The organism is Vibrio sp. B1FLJ16 (assembly GCF_905175385.1).
In the GTDB taxonomy this organism is placed as follows: Bacteria; Pseudomonadota; Gammaproteobacteria; order Enterobacterales; family Vibrionaceae; genus Vibrio.
The window spans coordinates 1,059,783-1,072,698 of sequence record NZ_HG992750.1 but is presented as its reverse complement, the minus strand read 5'-3'; the positions used below and the strand labels follow the sequence as shown (position 1 = coordinate 1,072,698).

Here is a 12,916-nt window from a genome sequence, read left to right as displayed (position 1 = left end):
ATGAAATGGAATTATTTTACTTTTGCTAAAACACATCCGGGGAAAGTTCGTCCCTATAACGAAGATGCTCTGCTCGATATGAGTGAAAGCGGTATATGGGTTGTTGCTGATGGAATGGGCGGACACAGTGCTGGTGATATAGCCAGTCAGATGTTGGTAGATAAGATTGCGCGCCATATTAAAGACGTTAAGCAAACAAGTATTGACGAAATCCGAGCTGTCGTTCAATCAGCTAATCTGGAAATCTATCAGTATGCACAAATGTATTTAGACGGAAAGACAATGGGTACGACTCTCGTCCTGTTGTTTGTTCAGGATAGTTACTATCACTGTTTGTGGGTGGGAGACAGCAGGATTTATCAGTTGAGAAACGGGCGATTCGTGCAAAAAACCCGTGATCACAGCCAGGTGATGGACTTAGTTGAACAGGGGCTATTGGCTTTTGAAGACGCGGAAGCCCACCCATTATCGAATGTGATAACCCGGGCTGTCGGAGTAGATGAAACAGTGACTATTGATCAGGTGTCTGGTCAGCTTGAAGATGGTGACCAGTTCTTATTGTGCAGTGATGGCTTAACTAAAGAGCTGACTAATGACGAGCTCCATCGGACGCTGAGTGCTGATTCTGTTAATCAGGCTGGTCTGGCTTTGATGCACTCTGCATTAGTAAGAGGAGCGAGTGATAATGTGACTTGCGCTCTGATCAAAGTTTGCCAGCGGAGTGCTGAGCCGAAATGCAGCCCCAGGGACGACGCGACTATTCCTGTTTTTTTAAGGAGCAAGTCTTATGACTGATTCAACTTTTGAGTGGTATGAACGTGTTTTGATGCCTGTTTCAGAAGAAAACCCGACAGGTATTGACCCCAGAGAGGATGTATCACCTCAGTCTTCCTACTTTCGCCTCAAAGATCAGCGTATGGCAGCACGCAATGCGGAACGCAATGCGTTAATCGAAGAAGAGAGTATTCATTCTCATAACAACATGTGGCGTGTCTTTCTGGAAGAAGTGCCAGAGGTTTTGTCTACGCAGTCAAAAGATTTTGAACTGGTTGCATGGCTGATCGAAGCTCTGACGAGACTACATGGATTTCGCGGTATGGGAATAGGTTATAACGTCGCCAGCGCATTTATTGAGGAATATTGGGAAGAATTGTATCCAAGACCAGATGAGGACGGGATAGAAACGAGAATTGCAGCGATAACCGGGCTTAATGGAATAGAAAGTGAAGGCACGCTATTGTTCCCGTTGGCTTCAATCCCGTTAACCGACTTGGGTGTGGAGCAAGCTTATGCTTATTGGCAGTACCAGCAAGCTATTGAGTTAGAGCGCCTGGATGAAGATAAGCGCAGGTTGAGAGTCGACCACGGGGCTATAGAGCTGTCTACTATCGAACAAACCGTCAAATCCACATCCAACGAATTCTATAACCTGTTAATTACAGACCTTGAATTCGCTATTGATGCTTTTACTGATTTCAGTCAGAAGCTTGATACCGCAGTCGGTGATGTTACCCCAAGCTCTTATATTTCCAAAAGACTAGATGCAATACATTCGGCATTAAAGCACCTTCTTGGTGACCGTTTTAAGCGGCAAGCTGTTAAGCCGGAAGAGACAACTGAGTTAAGCGAGTCTGACGATACGAAAGTATCTACTACAGACATTGCTTCGCAGAACTTGCTGGCAACAAACATGCAGTCTAGAGAACAAGCAATTCAACAACTTCAGTTTGTTGCTGACTTCTTCAGGGAAAGTGAGCCACATTCACCTGTTTCTTACTCCATCGAGCAGATTATTCGTTGGTGTGGAATGCCTCTGCCGGAGTTACTGGCGGAACTGATCTCCGATGGAGATGCAAAAAGAAGCTACTTCCGATTGGTTGGCATAGCGGAACATAATGAAAATGATTAAAGGGAGAACGGTATGACGAGTATTCACTCGAAACTGTCACGGGTTCGGAAGCCTCGTGTTCATATTACCTATGATGTAGAAACTGAGGGGACAACTCTGAAGAAAGAGCTTCCTTTTGTGGTAGGTGTGATGGGGGATTTTGCCGGTCACAACACTGAAGGGCTTAAGCCATTGAAGGACAGACGCTTTATTCAGATCGATCGGGACAACTTTGATGATGTGCTGAAGAAGATGAATCCGTCTGTGAGATTCAAAGTGGCAAACAAACTATCAAACGATGGCTCTGAGTTTTCTGTCGATCTGAACTTTAAATCGATGCAGGATTTCGAGCCGGCCGCGATTGTAAACCAGGTTGACCCGTTAAGAAAACTCATGGAAACACGTAATAAATTGCGTGATTTAATGACGAAAGTTGATCGCTCTGAAGAGCTTGAGAATATTCTTGAGGAAGTTTTGAACAACACTGACAATCTGACAAAACTTGCCGGAGAGTTGAATCTCGGTGATAAGGCAACGTCAGAAAATACAGAGGGGGCAGAGTGATGAGCACCCAAGTTGAAAAGCAAAGTACTCCAGAGGTAACCGAACAGTCTGTTTCATTTCTTGAGCAAGCAATAGGGGCGACTAAGCAAACGGAAGCTTCAAGGGCTGAGGAGCTGATCAAGACGCTTACTGAAGAAGCGATGAAAGGCACTGTATCCTGGAATAAAAACCTTACGGTTACATTCCGCGAAGCGATTACGTTGCTGGACAAGCAAATCTCTGAACAGCTTTCTGAAGTTATGCATCATCCTGACTTACAAAAGTTAGAGGGTTCCTGGAGAGGTCTGAACTATTTGATCATGAACTCGGAAACGAGCACAACCCTCAAAGTGCGCATGATTAGTATTACTAAGAAAGAGTTGCACAAAGATCTGAGTAAAGCCGTTGAGTTTGATCAAAGTCAGATATTCAAAAAAGTGTACGAATCCGAATTTGGCAGCGCAGGTGGTGAACCTTATGGAGCATTGATAGGAGATTACGAGTTTACCAATCACCCGGAAGATATTGAATCTCTCCGACTTATGTCAAACGTCGCTGCTTCGGGCTTCTCGCCATTTTTGTCCGCGGCATCTCCGGCTCTTTTCGGCTTTGATGAATGGAGTGAGCTTTCTAAGCCGCGTGATTTGGACAAGGTATTTGAATCCCTCGAGTATACTCAGTGGCGCTCGTTTCGTGAAAGCGCAGACTCTCGCTTTGTCAGCTTAACAATGCCAAAAGTACTTGCACGTTTGCCATATGGAGAGGCGACGTCGCCTATTGAAGAGTTCGGATTTGAGGAATTTGAAGTGGATCCGGTCTCGGGCATTGCCGTGAACGCGGAACACAATGACTATTGCTGGATGAACTCTTCTTATGTCCTGGGTGCTAAACTGACGGATGCGTTTTCCAAATATGGCTTCTGTACTGCTATTCGTGGTGCAGAAGGCGGCGGTCGTGTAGACAACCTTCCGACTCACTTTTTTATGAGTGATGATGGTGACCCTGACATGAAATGCCCGACAGAGATTGGGATAACAGACCGTCGAGAAGCGGAACTAGGTAAACTTGGTTTCTTGCCGCTATGTCACTATAAGAACACTAACTATGCTGTGTTCTTCGGTGCGCAGACCTGTCAGAAACCAGCGATACACGATTCTCCTGAGGTGACGGCGAATGCAGCGATTTCAGCGAGATTGCCATACATGATGGCTACGTCTCGCTTTGCCCACTATTTAAAGGTGATGGCACGTGACAAGATCGGTAGTTTTATGGAAGCAGAAGACGTTGAGTCCTGGCTAAACCGATGGATACTCAGCTATGTCAACGCCTCTGAAGGTGGTGGTCAGGAAATTCGTGCCAAGTACCCACTCGCCGATGCCCGTGTACAGGTTAAAGAGATACCGGGAGCACCTGGCTCTTACAATGCGGTAGCATGGCTGAAACCATGGCTGCAAATGGAAGAGTTGACGACCTCACTGAGGTTGGTCGCTAAGATTCCTCAGTCTGGTGGTTAAACGTAAATGGGCTGGTCAAATTGATCAGCCTAATGCGAAAGTTGAAATCAGTTATGGTAAGTAAAGAGACACTTGAATTTGACGATGTTCAAGAGCACGATCTGGAACAAATTTTGTTTGGTTGCGAAAGTTCTGACGATTGCTGGCTGGATAACTTTTTAGCCATTAATGAACCATTACATTTGGTGCGAGCCTGGTCGGAAAAAGCAGGGGTTAAGGATTTTGAAAGCTTCCGTTTTAGTTTGTCGGAAGCGATTAGCCGTATTGATTTAATGTTGCAAGATCAGGTTAATGAAATTCTCCACTCCCCTCGTTTTCAATGTATAGAGCGAGGCTGGGTCGGAGTATATTATTTGTGTTATCAATTGAGTAACCAAACTGACATACCGGTCAAAATAAAGCTTGTTTCTGCTACATGGGATGAAATAAGTAAAGACTCGTTAAAAGCCATTGAGTTTGATCAGACGGCATTATTTAAGTTGCTCTATCAGAATGAGTACGGGATGGCTGGTGGAGAGCCTTTTGGTTTGGTGATTGGTGACTATCAGCTTAGATATGATCTGAGAAAAAATCATTTTGACAGGGATTTGTCCGTACTCAGTAAAATAGCGCAATCTGCGGCTGCTTCTTTTAGTCCGTTTGTCATGTCCGTTGCTCCGAGCGTCTTCGGTGTGGATAGCTTTAATGAACTCGCATCCATAAAGAATATTTCTGCTCAGTTTGAGCAAATCGAGTATTCGAGATGGAGAGAGTTAAGGAGTCAGGATGATACTAAGTTTCTTGGGTTTGTCGCACCAAACGTATTGTTTCGGCAACCTTACAAGTTTGATGGTTCGCGTCCAGATTTATTTGAGTTCAATGAGCGCATAGATAACTCAGATAAAGACTTGTTGTGGGGTAGTGGCGCTTATTGCTTTGCAGCAATCTCGATAAGAGCATTTCAGGAGTATGGATGGTTTACCCATATGCGTGGCATCAAGCAAGGGGAATATAATCAAGGTGTTATTACTGCACCGATAAGGAACCGTACACAACTGTATGGAAAAAATTCCCGGACGCGTTGTCCCCTGAATGTAAAACTATCTGAGCGACAAGAGCAAGAACTCTCTGATTGCGGTTTTATACCGATTTCACCAATACCTGAGACTGACATGATAGGTATGACAAGTAATGTCTCACTACACGAGCCTCAGGACTACAAAGAAAAGCATATTGCGACCAATGCGAAACTCACGTCCATGCTTCAGTACACACTATGTGTTTCTCGTATCGCTCATTACATTAAAGTGATGGGACGCAATAAAATTGGCGGATATCAGGATGCCCCCGCACTTGAAAGGGAATTTCAGGCATGGCTGCATCAATACACAACGGCCTCGGATGAGGCTTCAGAAGAATTAAGAGCAAAATACCCATTGAACGAAGCGAAAATTTCACTTCGGATGAAGCGGGAAATGCCCGGACATTATTACTCGGTGATCCATTTAAGGCCGCATTTTCAACTCGATCAGATGGTATCAAGCATTAAACTAATTACGGAATTATCACCGGAGCATCTGGTGTAAGGAAATAACGATGACCCAATGGAAAGATGCGCTGTCACAAGGGCATTTACAAACTTCTCTGGACCTAATCATTAAGGATATAAAATCATCTCCCAAAGATGCAGGATTAAGAAGTTCCTTTATTGAACTGCTTTGTATCTCCGGTGATTTTGAACGTGCAGATGACCAGTTAATGCAATCTATAAAGCTCTACCCTGAATACATCGCGGGCGCGAGTCAGTTACGTCACCTGGTTAAAGCAGCACAAGCAAGGAAAGATTTTGCATTGGGAGCTGCGACCGCGACAGTGTTGGGAAGCAGTGAAGATTCGATGAAATCTCTGGTCGCTCTTAATCTGGCTATGACTAACAATGATTTTAATCTGGCGTCTCAGCACGCTCAAAGCCTGGAAAATTCGCGGGCTGTCAAAGGGTTCGCAGTTAATGAAACGGTTTACTCAGATGTAAGAGACATTGATGACCGACTGGAGGGCTATATTGAACTGTTTTCTTCGGCAGGAAATTACTTCTTAGTTCCCCTCGCTGATGTTAACTACTTAGAAATGAAGCCGGCAAAATCACTGTTGGAAAGTATTTGGCGACCAGTAGAGTTCGATATCGATGGTTTAGGTGAGGGTGAAGGACATATGCCACTTACTTACATTGATTCAAAAACCGATGCTCAAAAGTTAGGGCGTGAAACTGACTGGAGGCAGCTCGGCAGTGAAGATGTTTATTCAGGGCTCGGGCAAAAATGCTGGCTGGTTGGTGAAATGGCATTACCACTGTTCGATATTCATACCCTCGCTGTGACTAAAGAGTTGGCTTAGATACAACGATGGCATTAATGAGTTCACTGTTGGATAAGCTCATTGACAGCGATCCTTCCACGAAAGACGAAAGAGACTTTCCTGCCAGCAGGGCAGATTTGCTCGGGGGCTTATTGAGGGATCTGGAGTCAATGCTGAATAGTCGTATCGGCTGGGAAGAGCTAGATGTCGACCTTCCTGAGCTTAGGGATTCAATCCCTAGTTATGGCTTGCCAGATTTTTCTTCCATGCCTTATAGCAGCAAGGAAGGTCAGAAGCGTTTGTGTACGACAGTACATCGCGCGATTAAGAACTTTGAGCCGCGACTGACGAACCCGAGAGTCAGAATTTCAGATACGACAAATACCATTGACCGGACCCTGAGGCTGGAAATCAGTGCAACTTGCTTAATTGATAAAGATATTCATGAAGTCAGGTTCAATTCAGATATTGAGCCCGTCAACTTGTGCGTAAAACTGAGTAGGGCAAAATGAGCGACGAGTTTCTTAAGTATTACAATCGAGAGTTGGCTTACTTACGCCATAAAGGGCAGGAATTTGGTGAGCAATACCCGAAAATCGCCGCACGGCTTCGAATCAGTGAAGAGCGGATTGAAGATCCTCATGTAGAGAGATTGCTTGAGGGCTGTGCTTTTATGACAGCGAAAATCAGGCAAAGTCTGGACAACAGTTATCCTCAGTTTACAGAATCACTGATGGGGCAATTGTATCCTGATTTTCATGCTCCTATTCCTTCAATGTCGGTTATCAAGCTGAATTGTTCTGATTCAACCAAGAGTGCAATTGACATCTCACAAGGCGAGCGGGTTCTGGTGGGTGCTCCGGGTTATTCGGATTGTGATTTTAAAACATGCTACCCGATAACAATGTGTCCGATAAACGTAACGGCATCCACGTTTGAAAATGCCCCTTTCAAATCTGTAGGCTCAAGGTGGGATGCAGATGCTAACGCGGTATTGAAGTTACAAATAAGAGCTGATCAAAAAGGACTTTCTCTGCCCGCTTTAGGAATTGACCAACTGAGGTTTTACCTGAACGGACAAACACGTTTAACCCTGAAATTGTATCAGCTGCTATTTAAAAGCCTCATAGGAATATCGCTTTGCGTCGATGGTAAGGAAGTACAATCCGTAAACAAAAGTCAGCTGAAAGCCGCAGGTTTTGACGATGACAGTATCGTCGTTCCTTATAGCAAGAGAACATTTAGCGGGGCGAGGCTGCTGGTTGAATACTTACATTTTCCTGAGAAATTTATGTTTTTTGACCTGACTGAGTTAGCGCTTAGTCAACAAGTCATTGAAGACCGGGTTGAAGTCCGGTTTTACTTTAACGACAGTGATGAATGGCTGCCAAAGCAAGTTGATGAAGAAAGTGTATTACTTGGCTGTGTACCGATTGTGAATTTATTCAGGGCGAAGATGGAGCCTAAGCGACTTTCGTCTTTAGATTATGAATACCTTCTCACCCCCCAGTATCGTGAAGCTGAGAGTTGTGAAGTAGTTTCTGTCTCGGAGGTGAAGCTGGCCAGCAGGACCAAGGCCTACGAAAACCTGCCTTGCTACCATGCCGGTGAACACACGGGCCACACAAGCACGAGTGGATTTTACTGGTTGATGAGGCGTGAGGATACAAACTGGGCTGGTGGTTATGATGAACCTGGCCGGGAAATCTATATGTCACTTGTCGATAAAAATAATCTGATACCTGATTCAGAGAGTCGGGCCAGTTGGGTCATGAATGTGGAAGCAGAATGTTGTAACCGGAATTTGCCATCGCAGATACCTTACGGTGGAGGATTACCCAATGTCAGTCTGGCTAATTTACACAACTTTAATTCGGTCCGTTGCGTGGTTCCGTTATCAGACACACTCAGACCGGAAATGGATGAGAGTACGCGCTGGCAACTTACCAAGCTGTTAACATTAAATCACTTCACACAGGGAAATGGTCTGCAAACATTAAAGGAGGTATTAAGCCTTTACGCATTTTCAGGGACAAGTGAAATCAATGCCATTACAGATGCTTTAGTACGATTAGAGTTTGTGCAAACGACGGGGAGAGTGAGTCAGAAAGGCAAAGTCGGGTTCGCGAACGGCGTAAAGGTCATACTGACCGTCTCTGACCAAGTATTACCGCAAGAGCAGATATTTCTTTTGGGAAGTGTTCTTTCTGTTTACTTTTCTCAGTATGCAGAAATCAATATTTACACCCAGCTTGAGGTGAAACTCAAATCGACGGGATCTACCTTTCATATCTGGCCTGCGTTATTAGGTAACAAGGTATTGCTTTGAATTCAGATGATTTTTATAACGAGCTGACCAGCCTCTCGCTGTTTGAGGCTATTCATACTATTGAAGAGGTGTCATTAAGAGCCGAATCCTTAATCGGGAGTGATGCTCTGCCTAAGCATGAAAAAATTAATCTCAAAACCAGTCCGTCTCTCGGGTATGAGTACGCGCAATTGTTGGCAGTCAGGCCGATGGATAATGACAAGCTGTCACTTCTGTCCAACTTGATCGGATTGACGGGTGAGCATGGTGTAATGCCTCATCATTACAGTGAACTGGCATTGCAGCGCCAAAAGGCTGGTGATACAGCGATGGTTGACTTCTATAACATTTTTAACCATCGACTTCTTTCTTTGTATTACCGGAGTTGGCAGTTGAGCCAACTGCTCGTTCAGGCGCGCTCCCATGTGAGGGACAGGCGTTCGCCTCTTATCAACGGTATTGAGGCGTTAACCGGCCAGTTAAGCGCTCTCTCTTTGCACTACAGTGGCCTGTATGCATCGCCTGTAAGAAGTAAAGGCGGATTAAAGAATATTCTGGAATGTCTTTCTGGCTGTGACGTTCGGATTCATGAATTACAAGGTCAGTGGATACATTTACCCGAACAAGAACAAACCCGCTTAGCATGTAAAAATTCTCCTGAAGGCCAGCATGCAAAACTAGGGGAGAGCGCATCAATTGGTGCAAAAGCATGGAATATTAACGCAGAGGTGACGTTTGAGTTTCTTCCAAAACAAAAGAATCAGGTAGAAAAACTGCTTGGCAACGAATTTAGTCTGAGCGTAATCAAAAACACAGCCTTAGAGTTCATGGGGGTCCATAAGGAAGTGAAATGGAAAATGACGACTAAGTACAGTTTACTCCCGTTAGTCAGATTATCGAAGCAACACGGCCAGTTAGGCATCGGTTCAGTTTTACAAAGGCATGAGCGGACAGAAGATCGCGAAATAACAATAACTCTCTAAAGGAAATAGAATGGCTTCACTATCACTTTCAGCATTGGTTGACAGGTTATCCTCCCAAGCAAAGGAAACGCTTGAGCAGGCGGCAGCGATGGCGAGTTCTCGCACTCACCACAGCATTGAACTCACACATTGGCTGATTACTATGGTCCAACACCCAATGTGTATTTTCGCTGAGGTTTTCAAAATTTTTGATATTGATAAGGGCAAAGTAGAAGAGCAGCTTCAGGCTCAGCTTGAAAAGTATAAAACCGGATGCCAGACCGTTCCGGGACTTTCTGCTCATACTGTTTCTATTATGCAAAGAGCATTAATGAGCGCGACATTAGAATTTAAACGGGAACAAGTCGACTGTATTCACTTGTTGTACGCTTATCTCTCAGATGACACTCTGGTTAACATGATGAGCACGCTAAGCCCGGAGCTAGATAAAATCGACCCGGCTCGTCTGGCTTCTGTGAGAGAGAGCTTCAATGAAGAACAAACTCGCTCATCTGACACATCAGGTAACACAAACTCGTCTTTAAATCAGTTTACTACGGATCTCACGGAGCAAGCGAGAGCTGGGAAAGTTGATCCGGTAATAGGCAGGGATAATGAAATTCGTTTAATGATTGACATTCTTTTGCGTCGTCGTCAAAACAATCCAATCTTAACCGGTGAAGCCGGAGTAGGCAAAACCGCAGTGGTAGAGGGGCTGGCACAAAAAATTGTAGATTCTGATGTTCCGCCCGCACTACAGAATGTTTCAATCAAATCGCTCGACCTTGCATTGTTACAAGCAGGGGCGGGCATGAAAGGTGAGTTTGAAAACCGGCTCAAAAGTCTAATCCGGGAAGTTAACCAGTCGCCTACTCCAATTATTCTGTTTATCGATGAAGCCCATGGCCTTATTGGTGGGGGTGGACAGGCGGGGCAAGGTGACGCGGCGAACATACTCAAACCTGCTTTAGCGAGAGGCGAGCTCCGAACTATAGCCGCTACTACATGGGCTGAATATAAAAAGTATTTTGAGAAAGACGCAGCGTTAACCAGACGTTTTCAGGTAGTAAAAGTTGATGAACCGACACCTGAGCTTGCCACAGACATGCTTCGGGGCTTAGTTGATGCAATGGGAGATCACCATGGTGTTTATATCACCAGTCACGCACTTAATGCCGCGGTTCAGCTGTCTTCACGCTATATAAATGGACGACAACTACCTGATAAAGCAGTATCAGTTTTAGATACGGCTTGTTCCCGTGTGGCATTAAGCCAGTCCACGACACCGGGTGCATTAGATAGTAAAAAGAAATTGCTTCAGATAAAGGAGGCCGAACGCCGTCAGTTGTTAAAAGAGTCGCAGTTAGGAGAAGCGCATGATGAGAAGCTGCAAGAGCTAAAACAAAAGATTGATGCTCTGTCGACTGAGGTAAGTGAACTGGAATCGATTTGGGACCAGGAAAAGCAATGGGTTTCTGAAGCGAAACAGTTGAGAATGAAAGTAATGGAAGACAATCTATCATGCGACAAAACAAGACTGCGTGAATTAGAATCGAACCTGGCAGAAAACGCTCAACCTTTGGTTTTCTCGCATGTTAATGAGGCGCTGGTTGCAGAAGTCATCTCTGACTGGACAGGTATTCCCTTAGGTAAACTACAAGATGATGAAATTGAGGCAATTCTCAGCTTAAAAGAAAGTTTGTGCAAAAGAGTCGTGGGACAAGATCATGCTTTAACTGTCATGTCAGAAGTGATTAAAACAGCAAGTGCGCAACTTACTGATGAGACTAAGCCAAATGGTGTGTTCTTGCTAACTGGTCCGAGCGGGGTCGGCAAAACAGAGACTGCGCTTACAATTGCGGAAAAAGTTTACGGTAGTGAGGATAACGTAACCGTTATCAACATGTCTGAATATAAAGAAGAGCATAAGGTATCTTTACTTCTCGGTTCTCCTCCCGGTTACGTCGGCTACGGGGAGGGAGGTGTTTTAACTGAGGCGGTACGTCGCAAACCCTATAGTGTGATTCTGTTGGATGAGATGGAAAAAGCACATCCTGGCGTACAAGATATTTTTTATCAAATATTTGATAAAGGCTCGGTAAAGGATGGTGAAGGCAGGGATATAGATTTTAAAAATACCATTATTATCATGACTGCAAATACCGGGACTGAAACAACCATGTCACTGTACTCAGATCCAGATTTGGCTCCCGAGCCTGAGACGTTAAAAGATGCGCTACGCGACGACCTGTTAATAGATTTTAAGCCCGCATTTTTAGGCAGGGTGAATGTATTACCTTATTTGCCTTTAAATAAAGACACTTTAAGCGAAATAACAAAAATTAAGTTAAATAAAGTCTCTAATCGTATACGTAATAATTACGTGGCAGAGTTGATTTTTGATGAACAACTAATAAATGATATTGTTACAAATAGTGACGAGTCCGGAAGTGGTGCTCGTGTCATTCAAACTACGATTGAAAATAAACTGCTACCTAAAATTTCGCATGAAATATTGAGCAAAATTCTTATTGGTAAGGCATTTGATAAGATAAAAGTAAGCGTTATCGAAGATAATTTAGAAGTATCGATTTCGTAACAAATTTTACTCATTTACTTATATTTGAGAGTTGGTTCGTAATAAATGCAATGAGCTGAATAAATCACTTAAGTAAATGCAAGGTAAGCGATATAAAAGGACGTATTTGAAATTACTTTTTTGATACATTAATCATTAATTATCATATATTTATGGATAATTTATTTACTTAATCATGTTCGAATTAAAATGCGATAGGAGATTTGCATGCAGGCTAATACGTATCTAAAATACGCTGATATTAAAGGTGAGGCTACAGCTGAGCAGTATAAGGATTTAATTACACTACTATCTGTAGATTGGAGTGTTGGTCGTGAGATTTCATCATACACTGGTACTGCAATGGATCGTGAAGCGAGCGCGACTCGTTTGTATGATTTGACTATCACTAAGCTACAGGATCGTGCATCTCCGGACCTATTCAAGGAAGCAACGATTGGTAAAGGGAAGCCAGCAGTATTCCACATCACTAAGCAGGGTGAAAAAGTTGAAGAAATCATGAAGATCGAGCTTACGGATGCGATGATTTCAAATTATTCTGTTTCTATTCAAGATGATCGTCCTGTAGAAACTATCACTATTTCATACACTGAAATGATGATGACTGTGACTCCTACCGACGACAAGAACAACACTTCTGCTCCGTTGGTATACGGATATAGTGGCGTTAAAGGTCAGCAAATGTAAACATTGTGCGGAGGATTTTGTTCCTCCGCATTTTTCAATAAAGAGTAAAACGCTTTTAACCCAAACAAAACTTAACCGCAA

At 43.9% G+C, this 12,916-nt stretch carries 11 protein-coding genes; all 11 read left to right on the top strand.

Annotation, left to right across the window (positions count from 1 at the left end; genetic code table 11):
* The 11 genes from KHN79_RS18805 to KHN79_RS18755 all read left to right on the top strand — a co-directional run bounded on the left by KHN79_RS18805 (position 1) and on the right by KHN79_RS18755 (position 12,835).
* Positions 1–795: a protein phosphatase 2C domain-containing protein gene (locus tag KHN79_RS18805; RefSeq protein WP_182009175.1), complete on the top strand. Its 795-nt coding sequence runs from the start codon at positions 1–3 to the stop codon at positions 793–795.
* Positions 788–1,909: a type VI secretion system protein TssA gene (tssA, locus tag KHN79_RS18800; RefSeq protein ID WP_182009176.1), complete on the top strand. Its 1,122-nt coding sequence runs from the start codon at positions 788–790 to the stop codon at positions 1,907–1,909. Before KHN79_RS18805 ends, tssA begins: the two co-directional genes overlap by 8 nt.
* Before the next feature lie 12 nt (positions 1,910–1,921).
* A complete protein-coding gene (gene tssB, locus KHN79_RS18795) occupies positions 1,922–2,452 on the top strand; it encodes a type VI secretion system contractile sheath small subunit (RefSeq protein ID WP_182009177.1) in 531 nt (176 codons plus the stop codon).
* A complete protein-coding gene (tssC, locus tag KHN79_RS18790) occupies positions 2,452–3,945 on the top strand; it encodes a type VI secretion system contractile sheath large subunit (RefSeq protein ID WP_182009178.1) in 1,494 nt (497 codons plus the stop codon). The genes tssB and tssC (KHN79_RS18790) overlap by 1 nt, the downstream gene beginning before the upstream one ends.
* Positions 3,946–3,998: 53 nt before the next feature.
* Positions 3,999–5,510 carry a type VI secretion system contractile sheath large subunit gene (tssC, locus tag KHN79_RS18785; protein WP_182009179.1) on the top strand — a complete coding sequence of 504 codons (1,512 nt, stop codon included), beginning with the start codon at positions 3,999–4,001 and terminating at the stop codon, positions 5,508–5,510.
* A gap of 10 nt (positions 5,511–5,520) precedes the next feature.
* Complete coding sequence (locus tag KHN79_RS18780; protein ID WP_182009180.1) at positions 5,521–6,318, top strand: type VI secretion system accessory protein TagJ; 798 nt, start codon at positions 5,521–5,523, stop codon at positions 6,316–6,318.
* An 8-nt stretch (positions 6,319–6,326) separates the two neighbouring features.
* Positions 6,327–6,791 carry a type VI secretion system baseplate subunit TssE gene (tssE, locus tag KHN79_RS18775; protein ID WP_182009181.1) on the top strand — a complete coding sequence of 155 codons (465 nt, stop codon included), beginning with the start codon at positions 6,327–6,329 and terminating at the stop codon, positions 6,789–6,791.
* Entirely contained in the window at positions 6,788–8,608 is a 1,821-nt protein-coding gene (gene tssF, locus KHN79_RS18770) for a type VI secretion system baseplate subunit TssF (RefSeq protein WP_182009182.1), read from the top strand. The genes tssE and tssF overlap by 4 nt, the downstream gene beginning before the upstream one ends.
* Positions 8,605–9,570, top strand: coding sequence for a type VI secretion system baseplate subunit TssG (tssG, locus tag KHN79_RS18765; protein WP_182009183.1), 966 nt, complete (start codon positions 8,605–8,607; stop codon positions 9,568–9,570). The genes tssF and tssG overlap by 4 nt, the downstream gene beginning before the upstream one ends.
* Before the next feature lie 10 nt (positions 9,571–9,580).
* Positions 9,581–12,148, top strand: a complete 2,568-nt coding sequence (gene tssH / locus KHN79_RS18760) for a type VI secretion system ATPase TssH (protein ID WP_182009184.1) — start codon at positions 9,581–9,583, stop codon at positions 12,146–12,148.
* Positions 12,149–12,355: 207 nt separating this feature from the next.
* A complete protein-coding gene (locus tag KHN79_RS18755) occupies positions 12,356–12,835 on the top strand; it encodes a type VI secretion system tube protein Hcp (protein ID WP_182009185.1) in 480 nt (159 codons plus the stop codon).
* The last annotated feature ends 81 nt before the right edge of the window (positions 12,836–12,916 follow it).